The sequence below is a fragment of the Pseudoalteromonas sp. A601 genome (assembly GCF_002165575.1).
In the GTDB taxonomy this organism is placed as follows: domain Bacteria; phylum Pseudomonadota; class Gammaproteobacteria; order Enterobacterales; family Alteromonadaceae; genus Pseudoalteromonas.
The window spans coordinates 1-17,525 of sequence record NZ_MXQF01000050.1 but is presented as its reverse complement, the minus strand read 5'-3'; the positions used below and the strand labels follow the sequence as shown (position 1 = coordinate 17,525).

Annotated in this window: 14 protein-coding genes and 1 pseudogene; 4 read left to right on the top strand and 11 right to left on the bottom strand. The window is 40.3% G+C overall.

The window, feature by feature from the left end:
• Positions 1-162: 162 nt before the first annotated feature.
• The 6 genes and pseudogenes from B5G52_RS20775 to B5G52_RS20755 all read right to left on the bottom strand — a co-directional run bounded on the left by B5G52_RS20775 (position 163) and on the right by B5G52_RS20755 (position 5,925).
• Positions 163-513, bottom strand: coding sequence for a cupin domain-containing protein (locus B5G52_RS20775; protein ID WP_087534535.1), 351 nt, complete (start codon positions 511-513; stop codon positions 163-165).
• Positions 510-1,826: an FAD-binding oxidoreductase gene (locus B5G52_RS20770; protein ID WP_087534534.1), complete on the bottom strand. Its 1,317-nt coding sequence runs from the start codon at positions 1,824-1,826 to the stop codon at positions 510-512. Before B5G52_RS20770 ends, B5G52_RS20775 begins: the two co-directional genes overlap by 4 nt.
• Before the next feature lie 3 nt (positions 1,827-1,829).
• Positions 1,830-3,068: an NAD(P)/FAD-dependent oxidoreductase gene (locus B5G52_RS20765; protein WP_254911260.1), complete on the bottom strand. Its 1,239-nt coding sequence runs from the start codon at positions 3,066-3,068 to the stop codon at positions 1,830-1,832.
• Positions 3,057-3,221: pseudogene (locus B5G52_RS22465) on the bottom strand (rubredoxin); the annotation flags it as partial. The gene B5G52_RS20765 and the pseudogene B5G52_RS22465, both read right to left, overlap by 12 nt.
• A gap of 97 nt (positions 3,222-3,318) precedes the next feature.
• Positions 3,319-4,737 carry an aldehyde dehydrogenase family protein gene (locus B5G52_RS20760; RefSeq protein ID WP_087534532.1) on the bottom strand — a complete coding sequence of 473 codons (1,419 nt, stop codon included), beginning with the start codon at positions 4,735-4,737 and terminating at the stop codon, positions 3,319-3,321.
• The gene (locus B5G52_RS20755) at positions 4,738-5,925 is read right to left on the bottom strand and encodes an aromatic ring-hydroxylating dioxygenase subunit alpha (protein ID WP_087534531.1); all 1,188 of its coding nucleotides are present in this window, start codon (positions 5,923-5,925) and stop codon (positions 4,738-4,740) included.
• A 358-nt stretch (positions 5,926-6,283) separates the two neighbouring features.
• Between B5G52_RS20755 and B5G52_RS20745 the strand changes: the two genes are divergently transcribed.
• Positions 6,284-7,969 (top strand): BCCT family transporter, encoded by a 1,686-nt coding sequence (locus B5G52_RS20745; RefSeq protein ID WP_254911259.1) that lies wholly within the window; start codon positions 6,284-6,286, stop codon positions 7,967-7,969.
• A 64-nt stretch (positions 7,970-8,033) separates the two neighbouring features.
• Here B5G52_RS20745 and B5G52_RS20740 read toward each other — a convergent pair whose 3' ends face one another.
• Both B5G52_RS20740 and B5G52_RS20735 read right to left on the bottom strand, forming a co-directional pair.
• The gene (locus B5G52_RS20740; protein ID WP_087534529.1) at positions 8,034-8,960 is read right to left on the bottom strand and encodes a LysR substrate-binding domain-containing protein; all 927 of its coding nucleotides are present in this window, start codon (positions 8,958-8,960) and stop codon (positions 8,034-8,036) included.
• A gap of 197 nt (positions 8,961-9,157) precedes the next feature.
• Positions 9,158-10,429 carry a porin gene (locus B5G52_RS20735; protein WP_087534528.1) on the bottom strand — a complete coding sequence of 424 codons (1,272 nt, stop codon included), beginning with the start codon at positions 10,427-10,429 and terminating at the stop codon, positions 9,158-9,160.
• Between B5G52_RS20735 and B5G52_RS22460 the strand changes: the two genes are divergently transcribed.
• Positions 10,428-10,550: a hypothetical protein gene (locus B5G52_RS22460; RefSeq protein ID WP_254911258.1), complete on the top strand. Its 123-nt coding sequence runs from the start codon at positions 10,428-10,430 to the stop codon at positions 10,548-10,550. The genes B5G52_RS20735 and B5G52_RS22460 overlap by 2 nt on opposite strands.
• Before the next feature lie 193 nt (positions 10,551-10,743).
• Here B5G52_RS22460 and B5G52_RS20730 read toward each other — a convergent pair whose 3' ends face one another.
• Both B5G52_RS20730 and B5G52_RS20725 read right to left on the bottom strand, forming a co-directional pair.
• Positions 10,744-11,151 (bottom strand): hypothetical protein, encoded by a 408-nt coding sequence (locus B5G52_RS20730; RefSeq protein WP_087534527.1) that lies wholly within the window; start codon positions 11,149-11,151, stop codon positions 10,744-10,746.
• A gap of 252 nt (positions 11,152-11,403) precedes the next feature.
• Positions 11,404-12,864: a PLP-dependent aminotransferase family protein gene (locus tag B5G52_RS20725; protein WP_087534526.1), complete on the bottom strand. Its 1,461-nt coding sequence runs from the start codon at positions 12,862-12,864 to the stop codon at positions 11,404-11,406.
• A 107-nt stretch (positions 12,865-12,971) separates the two neighbouring features.
• Here B5G52_RS20725 and B5G52_RS20720 point away from each other — a divergent pair, with 107 nt between their 5' ends.
• Both B5G52_RS20720 and B5G52_RS20715 read left to right on the top strand, forming a co-directional pair.
• Positions 12,972-13,748 (top strand): aldolase, encoded by a 777-nt coding sequence (locus tag B5G52_RS20720; RefSeq protein WP_087534525.1) that lies wholly within the window; start codon positions 12,972-12,974, stop codon positions 13,746-13,748.
• 10 nt (positions 13,749-13,758) lie between these two features.
• Complete coding sequence (locus tag B5G52_RS20715) at positions 13,759-14,643, top strand: dihydrodipicolinate synthase family protein (protein WP_087534524.1); 885 nt, start codon at positions 13,759-13,761, stop codon at positions 14,641-14,643.
• Between the two features lie 92 nt (positions 14,644-14,735).
• On the opposite strand, the gene B5G52_RS20710 is transcribed toward B5G52_RS20715, so the two are convergent.
• The gene (locus tag B5G52_RS20710) at positions 14,736-17,123 is read right to left on the bottom strand and encodes a collagenase (protein WP_087534523.1); all 2,388 of its coding nucleotides are present in this window, start codon (positions 17,121-17,123) and stop codon (positions 14,736-14,738) included.
• Between the last annotated feature and the right edge of the window lie 402 nt (positions 17,124-17,525).

Here is a 17,525-nt window from a genome sequence, read left to right as displayed (position 1 = left end):
ATGAAGAAAATTAACCTATAGACTTAAGTCTTAAAAACGTTAATTTTCGTGCTGTAAGTACAAACACAGATATATTTGGCGAGTAGAAAATCAATTAACTAAAAAAGCCCTTAACGGCGGGTTGAATTAAGGGCTTGGGAACTAAGTTTAACGTTATTGGCTTTAGACGATACCGTGAAGCTCCTTCCAATTTCCTGGGTGCACTACATAACCAAATAGTGCATAGCCACCGTAAACCAATTCTGTTCCTTCGGGTATCCAAAGCATTTGACCCGGATATACATGATGGGTTTTGCCATCTGCAGTGAGCTCAAAACAACCTTCAATAACAAAAATAACCTCATCGTAGAGCACAGTCCATGCAACCTCTGCGCCCTCCCATTTAGCAAAGCCGACACCAATATTAGGTGATATTTCAGTGCTCAGCGCTCGCGCGACATAAGCCATACCTGGGTTGTCACCACGTACATTGAAATTAAGTAGTTTGCTGTCAACTAATTTTACCTGTTTCATATTTCACTCCTGCTTTGCCATTTCGCCAGCGTGATCCGGCTTTTTACCCCTAAACCTAAAAATGGTTCTGGTGGGTTTAAGCTCGGCATGCCGGTTACTTTTTGTATATCACTCAACGCATTTGACGTTGCGCCGACGACGTAATCAGCCAGTAAACTACCTGATACTGTCCCCCAAGCGACACCCACACCGTTATCACAAGCACTGGCGTAGACCCCATCATCAAGTTCGCCAAAGAAATTGGTGAAATTTCGTGAAATAGCATAGCTCCCTCCCCACGTATGAGTGAAAGGTACATGAGCTAATTGGGGATACCTAGCTAGAAAGGCTCTGCGATGTTCGCTCTGAATATCTGCACGCACTTTCTCGTTAATGCTGTTGCCATATTTCGTAACGTGTTTATAGGTATTGCGAATTAAAATGCGTCGATCAGCGGTCATTCTCAAAGTTGTGCCAGCATGGTCAGCAGGTGTGAGCCCCCAATCAAGCGTCCCGCTGAAGTGGTGCATTTCATAATCGGTTAATGGTCGGGTCCAGCTCGCAAAGGTCATCACGGGTAATAACCGGTTCTTTAAAAAACCAAACTCGCGGGTGAAAATACTGGTGCCTAATAACAGCTTTGCTGTTTTAATACTGCCATTTTTTCCGTGTAACTGCCAAGCTCCCTGTTCTTTTGTTAAACGTTGAATAGGCGAATTTTCAAGTACTTCAACATTGCTTGGTAGACTCGCTGCAAGCCCACAAGCCAACGCAGCAGGTTGAACTAAATAACCACCGGGGGTATAAATAGCACGGCTGTAGTAATCTGTGCCCAGTACTTTAGCTAGTTGATTACTATCAACATGTTCAAATGGCTCACCTAGGTCTGTCATTAAATGCTCAAAATGATCTAAATAAGCTTCACCCCGCGGCCCTACTGCGCCTTGATATTTTCCGGCGGCGGACCATTGACAATCAATATTGTGTTTATCAATTAAAGATGACAGCTGCTTAATTGCAGCACGATTTAACGACAATAGCCTTTGTTTATGGGCAGGATCTGGGTGCTCTAATGAAAATTTATGCGGCAAATCGATTACAAATCCAGAATTGCGCCCTGATGCGCCTTGGCCAACTTGTTGCGCATCAATTAGCACAATACGAGCATTGGGTTCAAGTTCAGCCAAACGTCTTGCCATTGCAAGTCCTGCGAATCCAGCCCCTAAAACAACATAATCGGCACTTTGAGCGCCCTTTAAGCTCGGCTTTTCAACTTGAGGTGTTAGCGCGTGATACCAACCGCAAGTATTATCATCATGTGGTAGATTAATCATTTGCTACTCCGTTACAGCATGTGTTGGTAAATCAATCTGTCCAAGCCAATAATTGCGTGTCGATTGCACCTGTTTACCCAATAAAGCAAAACCTAATACTTTACCCTCTGCACAGTTAAACACGGCAGTAAACTCTTCTTCTTGCTGCGTAATATGCCATTGTCCTTGTGTTTGCGCTGCAACGGGGTAAATTGATAAAGGCATGATAGGTGTTTTCACTAACACAGGTGACGCGACAAACTCAGCTTTTTCAAATTTACCTAATAAGCTATTAACCAACGCTGGAAGCATTTGATTAATTGGTGCTATATAAGGTTGCCAACCTTGTGATGTTTGAGCACAATCTCCTAAAGAAAAAATAGCTTCATCGCTGGTTTGGCCATAATCATTCACAATTATGCCTCGCTCAACATCAAGCCCTGCTTGCTCTGCTAAGTATATGTTGGGCTTTAAACCGACCGCAGACAGTACAATATCAACCTCGAGTTCTTCGCCACTGCTTAGCTTAACGATTGAACCCGAATCATTATTTGGCTCTATATGGCTAATACTATTTTGAAGAAACCATTGAACACCTAACTCTGACAGCTTTTGTTGTAAAGCTTCACCTAAAACACGTGGGATCAAGCGTGACATAGGCCATTGACCTAATCCAATAACAGAAACTTGGTAGCCACTAGCAATTAAATCATTAGCAAACTCACAACCAATTAAACCATCCCCTAAAATTGCAACGCGTTTTTTTTGACCTAGGTGGCGTGTAAATCGATCATGATCCATCAAGTCATTGACGCTAAATACGTGACTGCAATCACCTGAAATAGGTACTTCGATGGCTGTTGCCCCAGTAGCGATCACTAAACGCCCATACTGGTAAGTGCCAATACTAGTCGAGAGGGTTTTCGTTTCACGGTTTATGTGTTCAACACGCGAAAATGGATAAACACGAATATTGAGTCTACTTTCCCAATCAAGGGCCATTTCAATTTGTAAGTCTGCTGTTTTCTTAGCTTGTGCAAATGAGTTAGACAACGCAGGCTTACTGTATAAAGCAGCATCATCAGCTGTAAATACTGTAATATCGACTGTTTTTGATTGTCTACGTAATGCAGCTGCGACTTGATAACCACTGTGACCACTGCCAACAATAACGATAGGTGCGCTCAGTGGTGCTATATCGTCAGGTTCAGCCGCAATAGCTTGGGCTGATACAAGCGTATTTTCATCGTCGCTTAACTCCATCATTTCAAAATCAGCTTTACCAACAAGGCAATCAGGGCATACCCAATCCTCAGGTACATCTTCCCAGCGAGTGCCTGGTAAAATTCCATCTGCAGGCCAGCCTTCAGCTTCATCGTAGATCAGACCACAAATAATACAAAGCCACTTTTTCATTTTTCTAATCCTACTGATTGAGCTCAAAATGACCTACTCACTGTATATAAATGTAAGCATACGCAGGTCATTTTAAGCTAATATAATTACCCTAAAACTATAAACGAACGGCTATATTGCGTGTTTGTACATAGCTATAAATTGCTTCTTGGCCTTTTTCTCGGCCAAAACCAGACAAGCCAACGCCACCAAATGGTGTTTCAATCCCTCCAGCAAACCATTCATTAATAAAGACCTGTCCACCACGTAGCTGTTGTGCAATTTGCAGAGTCGGATTCAACCTTTCACCAAATACACCGGCAACTAAACCAAATTCAGTGCCATTTGCAATGGCAACAGCGTGTTGTTCATCTTCAAAAGGCATCACAACTAACACAGGGCCAAACACCTCTTGTTGAGCAATCGACATATCAGCTGTCACTTCAATCACCGTTGGGGCGACGAAATAGCCAGGTAAATCAGGTGCAAAACCACCTGTGAGTATATTTGCCCCTTCTTTCTTTGCTTGTTCGATCATTGCTAATACACTGGTTTGTTGTTCTTTAGAAACCACGGGCGTTAAATCAACTTGGTGTTCACCTGAGCCAATCACTAAGCTTTGTGCCATTGCAACCACAGCATCTTTTATTTCTTGATACCGTGATTGATGGATTAAAAGACGTGACATAGCTGAGCAAACTTGCCCTGCGTTAAAGAAAATTCCAGCGCGCACACTGTTAATAACCTTATGTATGTCTGCATCATCGAGAGCTATAGCTGCGGACTTCCCGCCTAACTCCATGACTGAAGGAGTAGCTCGTGCAGCGGCATCTTTTAATATTCGCTGACCGGTAGGAACTGAGCCTGTAAAAACAATCTGATTTACATCTTTATGCGAAACTAAGTGGCTGCCGACAGTGGAGCCTTTACCACACAGTAAGTTAATAGCCCCTTTAGGAAAGCCTGCTTTTTGCAGCGCTTTTATTAAGTACACCATACCAATAGGAGATATTTCGGGTGACTTAATTACCACGGCATTTCCTGCTGCCAATGCCGGAGCTAAAGAACGTGCACAAATTGATACGGGGAAATTCCATGGAACAATTTGTACCGACACGCCCATTGGCACGTATTGTGTAAAATCAATATAGTTTTTACCTAAAGGGATAGATGTGCCTTCAAGTTTGTCCGCCATACCACCGTAATATTCAAAATAACGAGCTGCTTCTAAAAACTCATCTTTTGCATCAATAAGTGATTTGCCATTTTCACGGCAAAGAACTAAAGCTCCTTCATCCGCTATATCTCTAATTGCTTTTGCAGCATTGAGCATCCATGTAGTGCGAATGGCTGGGCGCACCTGCGAAAGCTCACCGCCTTGCACGCATAGGCTTGCAGCTTGCATTGCATTATCTGCATCTTTTATCGTGGCACTTGCTATTGTTGCATATGTCATGGCCGATGAAGGGTTCATCACAGTAAGTTGCTGCTCAGAATCGACCCACTGACCATTGATATAATTTAAATAATGCTTCATTTAAGCCTCCGATACTGATTTAACTTGCTGCGCTAACCAAATTTGGAAAAAGTGAGTTGGCGTATCCATTTCAGGTGAAAATGCACCGCCACCGAATCCCGGTGAATAACGACCTTGCTGCATCCCCTCAACAGCCCCGATATCTTCTCCAAACACAACTCGCCAAGATTCAAGTGTTGCAGTACGACACGCAGCATATTCATCTTTAATTGCTTCATCTGTGATATAAAATATGCGTAGCCGCTCAATTGTTTTGTCAGTGCTAATTGGGTCAATCATCATGGCAAATGCATGATCGGCTTGAATGCCAATTAATACATTTGGAAACAACGCAATGTATTCGGCATGGCGCAGTTTATCTTCTGGCCAGCTAGGAAATTTAGGAAGATGTGTACCTGCAGTATCGGATAAATTATATTTATAGCTTCCTTGACCAGAAAAACGTTCATCAAACATAATATTGTAATGATCTTCTAGCTTCGAATAAGTGTTCAATGCTGGGTGAACCCAAGGTAAGTGATAGGCTTCACAAAAGTTCTCTATGGTTAGCTTCCAGTTACTTTTAACTTCAATTTCGAGGTGACCGCCCATATTTGCTCTGCGTAACAAACTAAGCCCATCATCGCCTAAAAATTCATGCCAACGCTTTTGAAGAGGCGCAATGTGTTGCTCAAAACTTGGCGCATCAGCAGATAAATTGACGAATACCATATCCATCCATATAGCTGAACGCAGTGGTTTTAAGCCGTGTTGCTCACATTTAAAGCGATCGTCCTTATGTTTGCCTATACCTCCCACATGAGGTGTGCCTTTTAGACTGCCATTTAAATCATATGTCCAAGAGTGATAAGGGCAGCGGATCATGCCCTGAACTTCACCCGCTTCGTGTACTAACTTCATTCCACGGTGGCTACATACATTATGAAATACTTGCACATCACCTTGGCGGTTTTTCATCATTAATAAGGGCAAGTCCATAAAATCAATAGGTAAAACATACCCATTTTTTATTAAATCAGATGCAAAACCGACACACACCCAAGTGTTACTAAAGACGTGGTCACGCTCAAATTTAAAATATTCTGGATTTGTATAAGCTTCATTAGGCATACCCGTTGCTTCATGGATAGGGTTTAGTACTTGGTCAATTTGTTGAATAGGAATAATTGTTTGTTTTGCAATGCTCATTGTTGTATCTCCAAGTGTGGAAGTGACGGTACATACAATTGCAGAAACACCATGGCTTTCTTTAAATGTTAGATACAACCCAACTTCAAATAAGCCTATTCAGCGCAACTACATTTTGTTATCAATTGAGTTGATTTTGATTAACAAAAACGCACTAAACAAACGATTAATTAGCCTCCTATCTATGAGTTTTTATCATGCGTTATCATTTTATTCATTTTTGAAGCACACAGTGCTAAGCGCTCACATAACCAAAACTCATGAAACAATGAGAATTAATCATTTGTAAAATACTGGTTAATTTTTTAGTTTCTTAAAACTTATTCAACAACAAGAAAAACAACATCGGGGCACACACATGAAAAAATCCGTCATTCGAGCTAAGTCGGGGGTCCTCAAAGGACTAAATCCCACGGTGACGATAGCGTCAAAAGTTATACTCATTGCGTTTATATTATTTATTGTGATACTTGCAAATAAAGCGGGGCAATATTTCGAAACTTTATCTACCTTTCTACTTTACAATATGAAGTGGTTTTCTATCGGCTTAGTCACTTTAGTCGTTGGGTTTTTAGCTTACCTTATGGTTAGCCGTTATGGTCATATTAGGTTAAGTGAAAATGATGACGATAAACCCGAGTTCAGTTTTTGGGCATGGATTGCCATGTTATTTTCAGGGGGAATGGGTATAGGGTTAGTTTTTTGGTCAGTCGCTGAGCCAATGTGGCACTATGCCTCTAATCCATTTACTAAGGGACTAACTGATGAGGCGGCTTCAATGTCTATGCAGCTCACCTTTTACCATTGGGGACTCCACCCATGGTCGTTATTTGTCATTGTTGCACTGGCACTTTCTTACTTTTCGTACCGTAAAGGCTTACCTTTTACATTTAGATCGATTTTATATCCTATTGTTGGCGAGCGTATTTACGGACCTATTGGCCATATTGCAGATATTATTACTGTTGCCGTAACTGCATTTGGTATTGCCCAAACATTAAGTTTAGGTGTTATTCAGATCAACTCAGGATTAGAGCAAACTTTTGGTATTGAGGTGAGCTTAATGACCCAATCAATATTAATTGTTACTTTGTGTACAATTGCTGTTGGATCTGTGTTGTCAGGGGTTGGCCGTGGTATTCGGCTTTTATCTCAATGGAATATGTTACTGTCACTTTTATTAGTACTAATTGTTCTAGCAATAGGTCCTACCCGGTATGTTCTTAATATTTTTATGGAAAGTACTGGTAACTACATGCAAAATCTGGTCAGTATGGGCCTATGGACCGACACTCAAAGTGATTCAGGTTGGCAAAGCTCTTGGACTGCTTTTTATTGGCCTTGGTGGATGACTTGGGCACCTTTTGTAGGGATGTTCATAGCGCGTATTTCCCGCGGGCGCACGATCAGAGAGCTCATTGGAGGTGCACTTGTTGCTCCAACAGTCATTGCCTTTATCTGGCTATCTGTTTTTGGTGGAAGTGCACTTAAAATGGAACAAAATGAGCGAGTTGCTCACCAACAACAAACCGTAATAGCAGACTCAGAAGCTCAAATAGACACTGGCGAATTTACTGGCGGTCAAATATTAAATGCAACGAAGAAAGACAGTACGCGTGCATTATTCACTTTATTTGATAACTTAGATGGTGCGATCCTTGGTAAGTTATTAAGCGTACTTGCTTGCATTTTACTTGCAACTTACTTTATTACATCGGCTGATTCAGGAACTTTAATTTTATGTATCCTAGATGCAGCTGGCGATACTGAACCACCAAAATCAATTCGTATTTTATGGGGTATTGTTATCGCGCTAATTGCATGGGTTTTAATATACGCGGGTGGCCTACAGGCGATTAAATATGCCTCTATTATCATTGGCTTCCCTATTTCCATTTTTATATTAATGATGGGAGTCACACTTTTTTACAGTATACGTCGTGAGCCAAAACCTTGGGCTATGCTGCCACAGCATGTTCATCCCTGTAAAGAGCAGCTAGATGGGCCTGTTGAGCATTTAAACCCCACTCATAAAACAGAGTAACTTTAATTTTAATTCGTTATAAAAAAGCTCCCGCAGTATACGGGAGCTTTCTCGTATCATAAAATCAAATTAAGCCTGTATCACCAACCTCTATGGGTAATTGTGTTAGCAACCATTCCCTGAACAATTTAACACTTGCAGGCACACGCCCACCATTATTAGGCTCAAGCATTGAAAACTTAGAGTTTGTTGCCAGCACGTGTTCTGTTGGACGTATTAATACCCCACTTTGTAAATATTCATCAACAAGTGATCCCCATGCCAAAGCAATGCCTTGACCATTAATGCACGCCTGCAACAGCATAGGGTAATTATTTATATTGACTCGATTTTTTGGTTCAATAAAATCAAGATCTACGCCTGTAAACCATTCCTCCCAATTCACCCAACCCATTTGCATTTCATCTAAGTTTAAAATAGTTTTTGAAAATATCTCGCTTGCTGCTGTTGGGTTGCCAATTTTACTTAAATATCCAGGGCTACAGACAGGAAATACTTCCTCACTAAATAAGGGGGTAACATTTACATCTAGAGGAGGCGTGCGACAATAAAAAAGACCTATATCAGATTCTAACTTTGTTAAATCAACGATATTGTCAGAAGCAAGAATTCGTAAATCTATATCATCATGTAAATTTTGAAACTCCGCAACTTTGGGCAATAACCATAATGAAGCCATAGCATTAGTGGTTGCAACCGTTATTTTTTTATCTCCTTGCCACTTTTTAACCTGACCGGTTATGTCTGCTATGTCTAACAATGAACGGTTTACTGTTTGATAGTATTGTAAGCCTGCCGGGGTTAGGTGAATGCTTCGGCTTGCTCTTGTGAACAAAGTCTTACCTAAATAATCCTCTAATTGGCGAATCTGTCGACTAATCGCTCCCTGCGTAACATTTAGCTCTTGTGCTGCTAAAGTAAAACTAAGGTGGCGAGCTGACGCTTCAAATGCAACCAAACTATTTAACGGCGGTAACGGGTTTATTTTCATTGTGCTTCCTACTTACAACTATTTAAGGAACATGGAAGGTGCGGGTGGGTCATAATTAGAATAGATGCACAGGTGTGCAATACCTCAATTTAAAGTATCAATTAGTCATACAGAGTGCAAATTGTATTAACGATATATTTACACTCTTACTCCCAAACCACCCACATTTTGAGATGGCTTGGGTATAGTTACTTTCCTTAGAAGTAGTAGCCAATATTAATGTTGAAGCGTTGTTCTACATCATCACTATCACCGGCAATAGAGCCTCCAACAAAAGGCTGATTCTTCGCATTTACAAAATCAAAGTAAGTAAAAAGTCCACCAGCTGCGACTGAAAATCCTGTCACATTCATCCAAGTATCTTCACTATTATCTGACTTGTCATAAATAATTCCATAGTCATTATAAAATTGTACCCCTGTAACAGGCCCCCAATCCACAGCTAAATTATAGGCAATATTAGCATTCGATGTGGTTGCTTTCGCTGCAATACTATCGTAAAAAGAGTAGGCACCAACGGCCATGCGATTTGCATTTTCAATATCATAATCGTACTCACCGTGCTGAATCTGAAAATTCCAAGGACCAATATGACTATTTAAGTGTAACGCCCAAGATTGATAGTCACCAGCTCGATCATTACCATCATGAAGGCCTCCACTTAAAGCTGAAAACCCAATTTCTGTTTTACCATTTTCATGTTCAACGTGATAACCATAACGCATTGACAAAGTATTATACTCTGCTATCTCGTCGATTGGCTCAGCATACACACCTTCATCAAGGGTTCTAAAACCAACCACATCATAGGAGTAGCGATCGCTGCGATTATCAACATAGCCATCTATTCCTCCCTGTTCATCATTTTTAAAAAAGCCAATATCAAGTTGCCAGTTATCCGCTACTTTACGCTTTAGAACGACTCCTAAATCATGATCATCCTCTAAACCGATATAATAATTGGTACTAAAAAAATAACTATGTGAATTATAGGGCCAATTGCCAAATGGTACTTTGGTCATGCCAGCTTGTATTTGCCATTGAGAACTAAAGTCATATGCAGCATAGGCATATTTAATTGCCGTCATATAGTCAAAAAAGCGAATTTCAGCATTAAGCTCTACATCGCCTACCTCTCCTGAAAAGTTAAGTCTAAAAATATCAAAGTCAAAATCTCCCCCCCTGTCTTTTGTGCCATCATCATAGGAGACGTAACTATAATTAGTCCTTACAGCACCGCCTATTTTTATACCTTCTGGCTTTGGGGCTTCAGTGCTATTTTGCTTTTCAACACTTTCTACATGTTTACTTTGCATTGTTACTTTTGATAGTTTTTTTTGTAATAACTCAATTTGCTCATTTAAGTCAGCTAGTTGCTGGTCAACTGTATCGAGAGCTGTGGTAGCTTGCGCTTGGTGCGTAAAGAAAAACACAGCACTCGCCAATACCGACGGTTTTATAAAAGTCATGAATACCCTTGTTGTTAATGTTGATATAGTGCATGGCCGGGTGTACAAAGCACAAATAATTGAAGCTAAAAGCAACAACAACCCTATTTATCGGCCATTAGCACCAACAGATATTGCTTAACAAATTAGTAACAAACAAACGACTTTTTCGAAGGGTGACGATGAGGAAAAGTAATAGATGTGAATAGCTGAAAACACAAATAGAGAAGAAAGGTGGTGACGTTACAACAGGTAGTCAAATCAAAAACTAAAAAGCCACGTTAGAGTTAACTAACGTGGCTTTTTAAAGCGTATTTATAAGCTAGGGTAAAACCTTATAAAGAAAGGTCTTCTTTAGCACGCGTTAGGTTATGAGACACTAACGTGTTATCAGAGATTTGTGTCGCTTCGTATAAATCAGCTAGACCTGCTGTATCGTTTTTAGCCATGATACGAGATACACCACGGTTGCTTAATGCAAACGATGTTAATTGGCGTACTTTAAATTTTGACCCTTCGCTTTCTTTTAAAAGTGCGATAGCTTTTGTACAAATTGATTCAGCTCGTTCGTAATTTTTAGACTGAACATTTGATACACAGCTATTAAATGACTCTTCAAGTTGCTGCGGTGCAGTTGCTTGCTGGATAACCATTAACTTATACTCACTTCCATCAGCCATAGCAGCTGCTGAGCAAGTTAATAATGAGCCAAGTGCGATGGTTTTGATTAGTGTTAGTTTCATGATTATATTCCTATTAAGTTACGCCGTCATTGTTGCCGACAGATGAACTTTAGAGCTTTTGCTCAAACGGAACAAACGATAAAAACAAACCCGATAGATGAAGAAATTTAACCTATAGACTTTAGTCTAATACCTAGTAGTGAGTTCTTGATATCACTTGCTAAATAGGTGATCTTTTATTGTTAAATTATCGGTAAAATAGTCCATTTAGCCTATAATAAATACAAATAAAAGCCGACTAACAATAAATTGTTAGGTAATTAACTCATCAGCTAATTTTTGAATCGATCGTGTAACTTCATCCATACTAATCGCGCCAAAGCCAAACCTAATATGGGTAGGTGTTTTTTGCTCTGCAGCAAAAAAAGTATTTAATGTTGAATCACTATTGTTGAAATCAGCTACATTTTTACCTTGCACTAACTTTGATATATCCACCCATATTGCCAGCCCTCCTGTTGGTAATGCAAATGTCGCTTTTCCTTGAAACAACCTAGTAAACTCTTTTGCTGCATGGTCTCTTCGTGCTTTATACTCTCGCCTAACCTTTCTGATATGTCGTTTGACTTCACCTGAATCCATTAAATCAGCAATAACATATTCAGTAATAGTATTACCCTGCCTATCAATTAAAACGATTTCCTGAGCAGCTCTTTCTATAAACCGAGTATCTGCAACAATATATCCCAACCGCAACCCTGGTGCGAACACCTTTGACATTGAGCCAATATGCACTACATTTTCAGAATTAGGTAAACTCGCAAGTGGTGGAATAGGGTTAGCTTCATAATGAAATTCATGATCATAATCATCTTCAATCACAGAGAATTGGTATCTCTTGGATAACTCCAGTAAGGCGAGCCGTCGCTGCATTGGCAAACAGACTGTTGTTGGGTATTGATGATGAGGGGTTACATATATACCTGATACTTCATTAGTGCTAAGTATTTCACGTAAGTGATCAATATCAAGGCCCTGCTCATCTAGCCGACATTTTATAATTTTAAACCCATTAGCCTCAAATGCAGCATGCGCAGGCAAATAACTCAACTCTTCCATAATTATGGCGCCTTTTTTAGCATCTAATATTCGTGATGCTAAATAAATCCCCATTTGGCTGCCTCTTACGATGCATATATCTTGATTGGAGCAATTTATAAAACGGTCGCTAAAAAGCATTTTTTGTATTGAGTTACGAAGTTCAATAGCGCCGCGAGGATCGCCATAACCAAGCTTAGCTTGGCGACTCAAGTTAACACAAACACGCCTATACGTTCGCGCGAGTAACTCATAGGGGATCAAACGCGCATCAGGTGTACCATCATTCGTTATCGATACACAATCAGCTAATACCACGGCATCCAAATACAAGCTTTCAACTAACTTAGATGAGGGCTTAGTTTTAATTGTATTATTGATCAACCTCGAGTCTGAAGCAGATAAATCTTTCTCCGGCGTGATTTCAGATACAAACGTACCGCTTCGCTGCTTACTTTTCAACCATCCTTGAGCCTCAAGCTCTTCATAGACTTGCTGGACAGTTTTTCGATTTATACCTAATTGCTTCGCGAGTGAGCGAGTCCCAGGCAACATTACGCCAGCTGCCAGTCTCCCGCTTTTGATGTCCACTGTAATGCAATTCAATAATTTAGCATGCAGTGTCTTTGCTGGGCTATCTTCAAACGAGAATTGAATATCCCAAGGCCTTAACATAATCGCCTCACCACTGGACCCCTTAACTTTATGTTTCTGGCTCTTATTTTTACCCCAGACTATCGCTATCTTGTTGTCATTGTCAAAACATAAATGAGAGAGCTCAGATGAAGACACTAAACACAACAAAAGAAACCTTGATGCAAGATGCACAAAATCAAATGCAAGGGTTTATTGACCAAGAACAGTTATCTCAGCGTGAAAAACTGGCGCTAACTTGCAGAATTTTATTCGATAAAGGGCATGATTCAGGACTTGCAGGGCAAATAACAAGCCGCACTGATGCTAAAAACACCTTTTTAACACAACAATTTGGGTTAGGGTTTGACGAAGTATCAGCTAATAATTTAATTGAGGTTGATCAAGATTTAGAGCCGTTAAACGGTGAAGGCATGGCTAATCCAGCAAACCGCTTCCATACTTGGATTTATAACGAGCACCCGCAAGTAAATTGTATTATTCACACACACCCAACACACATTGCCGCACTGTCGATGCTAGAAGTTCCTTTAACCATATCTCAAATGGATACCTGTGGTTTATACAATGACTGCTCATTTGTAGCCAATTGGCCAGGAGTACCGGTAGGGAATGAGGAAGGTATGCTTATTTCCAAAGCGCTGGGAGATAACAGAGCTGTATTTCTGGCTCACCATGGGCAGCTTGTTATAGGCAAAACGATTGAAGAAGCATGCAACCTTGCAATTTTAATTGAACGCGCAGCGAAGCTGCAATTATTAGCAATGGCGGCAGGTGAAATAAAACCGCTCCCCCACGACTTAGCTCAAGAAGCTCATGACTGGCTATCAACCGATAAACGCAACAAAATTAACTTTGCCTATTATGCAAGACAGGCATTAAAAACCCACAAAGACTGTATTTAGGAGTATAAAAATGAATTTAACAGGCATCATAGGTTACCCAACAACCCCATTTAACGCTGACGGTGAAGGCGTTGATTTATCCAAGCTAGAAATGGTCATTGATACATTAATAGCATCAGAGGTTAATGCGATTGCAGCACTGGGAAGCGCAGGGGAAGCCGCCTATTTAAGTGAAAAAGAATGGCAAGACGTTGCAAGTCATACTGTAAAGCATGTTCAAGGTAGAGTGCCTGTCGTGATTGGTATTGCTGAGTTAACGACAGAGCAAGCCGTTAAACGTGCTAAATATGCACACCAAATTGGGGCTGATGTAATTATGCTCTCGCCTTTTTCATATTATAAGTTGGTTGAAGAAGAAATTTATTCACATTATCAAAGCGTATCAGATGCAACCCCTCTACCTATCATGGTCTACAATAATCCTGCAACATGTGGTGTTGATATGTCGCCCCAATTTATGCTCAAGATGATTGCTAATATAAAAAATGCCAGCATGATCAAAGAAAGTACGGGTGATATTCAACGTATGCATAAAATTTATAAACTTTCAGGGGCAATGGTGCCATTTTTCAATGGCTGTAATCATATGGCATTGGAAGCACTTAATGCAGGTGCAAGTGGTTGGTGTACTGCCGCGCCATGCTTAATAGCAGATAAGCCAAAGCAACTTTTTGAAGCGGTTAAAAGTGGTGATCAAAATAAAGCCCGGGAGCTGTTTTATCAGCAATATAATTTTTTAGAATTTATAGTTAAAGCAGGTTTAGCAGCCGCAATTAAATCAGGCTTCGACTTACAAGGTAATAAAGTGGGTCCTCCTAGAAGACCATTATTACCTTTAGCAATGCTAGAGCAAGAGCAGTTAAAAGATATGCTGGCAACATTAGGCCATATTTAAAAAAGTGAAACATAAAAGGCGCTCATTATAACGAGCGCCATTATTTAATTACTTATCAGTTAACCGATGAAATAACCCTACATACCTATTGTTTAGTTACCTAAAACGAATACGTTGTCAGTATCATTCAAATCAAGTACACCAATACAGCTATTACTTTCATCAGTCACCATCATTCGATCACCCGCGGCCCAATAAGTTTGAGTATAAATTTCACCTTCAGCCAATGTAGCATAAACATAATCAAGGGCTGGTTCTCCTGTAGTATTATTTATCCAATAAAGTTTAACAGGATCGCTCATGGTATTTATAACTTGAAGATTTGGTGCACTATTTGATGTTCTCTCATAGGGAACTGCGAGATCACAACTTTGCATCACTGCTGTTGCTTCTGGAATTTCAGCGGGTGGGGCTTCATCTAATGCATCAACGACCATTTCTTCAGTGACGTTAAATGTGTTATTTTCATCATTCAGTAACGCAACACCTAAACAGTTATCAGCACCATCTGTTAACATGATACGGTGACCAATATTCCAATCATCTGAGACATAACTCTCATCTTGGCCTAACGTTACATAAGGATTACCGCCTTTGTCGCCCGTATTTCTATTAAGCCAATAAACTTTAACAAGTTTCTCTGTTGGGTTTGTAATACTCAAATCAAGCGCAGGTTTACTTGAATTATAGTATGTTTCAGCCAAGCTACATGTACCAAGCGTCCCTTTTTCAGGCCAATGTGGTAGGTAAGGTTCTGTCACAGTCACCAAGGCTTGTTGCTCTGGAGTGGTAACTGCACAGTCATCTCCCGCGCAGGCACTAAAGTAAAGATCTACAACATCTGCGCCAACAAAGTCAGAAGCCACTGCAATATAATATTTACCAGACTCAGGCATGCTTATTGTGCAGTTTTCTGTATTGGTACTTTCTGTTATTGAAGTACAAGTGAATTCAGTATCAACTGCAGGATGAAGAGCAGCCCCTTTTTTCACCCACAAGTCTACGCTAGCAGACCCTCCCTGAGTTGCAAAAGTAATTGAAGGTAGCCCTGCAGGAACATCGACAGAAAACAACCACCCACCTCGGCCATTGATTTGCTTGTAGTCACCAAGAGTAAGAACCTCAACACTTTCTTTATATTGATCAACTAAGGTTGTTGATAACCACGTTGTAAACTCAGCTTGATTGTCTGTTGCTATATTGTCCAATAACAGTTCAAAGTCTTCCCATTCACCGGCACGCATATGAACAAGCATTTGATAAACCAATTCAGGGTGATTTTCTATTAGAAAAGAAACAGCTAACTGTCCCCACGAATATGCATCTGCGTTACCAGCAAAAATATCAGCCAATGAAGCGGCTTCACCATCATGAGCAGTCGATACGCGGGTGTAATATAACTCGTTAAATGTACCAAGGTACTCAGCAAGCCCTTCCGTCCACCAATTTACACTACTTTTATAAGCACCTTCTTTATTATAACGCCCATCTAATGCATGCACATATTCATGAGCTAGAGAACGAATCACTGAACGTCCTTCAGTCCATTCAAGAGCATCAAAGGTCCAAATATCAGAGCTATGCCACCACTGAGTAGGTGAAGTCTCAAAGTAAATGCCGCTGGTGTTATTTGTATTAACAAGATGCTCTGCCCAAGCTGCATGATTAGAAAGGCTAGAGAAAATATGAATATTCGTGATCTCATTTAAATCATCTGGCACAGCTTGTTGAAACTCTGGCGTAAGCCCTGAGTGCAGCGTTTCATCGAATAATCTTTTAGTCTGGGTGATCACTGTACATGCTTCTTCAAGCTCAGCATTTGACATTGATTGCGCACGGATCCTTACAGGCTCTTCACACATCATATTTGCGCTAAATAAACCCGTAGTGGCAAACATAGACGCATCAACTGCATCACCGCCTTCATAAGCATCCATATAAATATGGTATCTACCTGCCTTAGGTTTATCAATAATGCATGTTTCGTTATTGTTGCTGCCTTTATATGATACGCAATCGAAAACGCCCTCAGCGCCTGCACTTGCCTCACCCTCGTATTTAACATACAAGTCTGGATCACCAAGATCTTTGTTTTCTACTCCTGCAAATAAGCTGACAACTAAAGTTTCTGACTCTTGTGTTAAGTCAACATAAAATGACTGGCCCTCACCGCCTACAGTATTAATATTGGTTTTAACCACATCAAGTGCTAAAGCTGGTTCTAACGCACTGGTATAATCAACCTCTGGTTCAGTAGGTTCAACTTCAGGGTCAGTGGGTTCAACCTCAGGATCACTCGGTTCAACTTCAGGATCAGTTGGTTCAACCTCAGGATCACTCGGTTCAACTTCAGGATCAGCTGGCGTTACAGTGACTGGTGGGGTTGGCTCAGGTAAAGTGTTTGTAGAATCATCACTGCCACCACAGCCAGAAAGTGCACACAATATCGCACTGGTTAAAGTCAATTTTTTAAAAAACATTTGGGTTTCCTTTTATTATTTTATTTAATATTCAATTTAACTGCTGATGGCGATAATATTTCATGGCAAAAGCAACAACTAAGTAATGTATGCATTCCCCTTAAATCAGCTATACATAAGTTGTTGTTCACCATAAATATTCGTGCCGTTCTTAATACCCAATTGTTGAGTTTCGCGCTTACACTAAAACCCAATACACACTGATACCAAGTTCAACAAAGTATTTGTAGCATACTTACCTGGATAATGTAAATTGTATACAGTATATTTATTTATAAATAATTTACAATTTTGATAGTCATTAATTTGGTTAGGTAGTCGTCATAGAGGGAGTTCTTACACAATTCATGATGTCAGAACATAAAATAATATTATTTCCTAGATTCGGATAATAAGTGCAAT

Coding starts and splice junctions, on each gene's coding strand:
- B5G52_RS20775 (WP_087534535.1), bottom strand. CDS start 513: ATGAAACAGGTAAAATTAGTTGACAGCAAACTACTTAATTTCAATGTA.
- B5G52_RS20770 (WP_087534534.1), bottom strand. CDS start 1,826: ATGATTAATCTACCACATGATGATAATACTTGCGGTTGGTATCACGCG.
- B5G52_RS20765 (WP_254911260.1), bottom strand. CDS start 3,068: ATGGAGTTAAGCGACGATGAAAATACGCTTGTATCAGCCCAAGCTATT.
- B5G52_RS20760 (WP_087534532.1), bottom strand. CDS start 4,737: ATGAAGCATTATTTAAATTATATCAATGGTCAGTGGGTCGATTCTGAG.
- B5G52_RS20755 (WP_087534531.1), bottom strand. CDS start 5,925: ATGAGCATTGCAAAACAAACAATTATTCCTATTCAACAAATTGACCAA.
- B5G52_RS20745 (WP_254911259.1), top strand. CDS start 6,284: ATGAAAAAATCCGTCATTCGAGCTAAGTCGGGGGTCCTCAAAGGACTA.
- B5G52_RS20740 (WP_087534529.1), bottom strand. CDS start 8,960: ATGAAAATAAACCCGTTACCGCCGTTAAATAGTTTGGTTGCATTTGAA.
- B5G52_RS22460 (WP_254911258.1), top strand. CDS start 10,428: ATGAATACCCTTGTTGTTAATGTTGATATAGTGCATGGCCGGGTGTAC.
- B5G52_RS20735 (WP_087534528.1), bottom strand. CDS start 10,429: ATGACTTTTATAAAACCGTCGGTATTGGCGAGTGCTGTGTTTTTCTTT.
- B5G52_RS20730 (WP_087534527.1), bottom strand. CDS start 11,151: ATGAAACTAACACTAATCAAAACCATCGCACTTGGCTCATTATTAACT.
- B5G52_RS20725 (WP_087534526.1), bottom strand. CDS start 12,864: ATGTTAAGGCCTTGGGATATTCAATTCTCGTTTGAAGATAGCCCAGCA.
- B5G52_RS20720 (WP_087534525.1), top strand. CDS start 12,972: ATGAAGACACTAAACACAACAAAAGAAACCTTGATGCAAGATGCACAA.
- B5G52_RS20715 (WP_087534524.1), top strand. CDS start 13,759: ATGAATTTAACAGGCATCATAGGTTACCCAACAACCCCATTTAACGCT.
- B5G52_RS20710 (WP_087534523.1), bottom strand. CDS start 17,123: ATGTTTTTTAAAAAATTGACTTTAACCAGTGCGATATTGTGTGCACTT.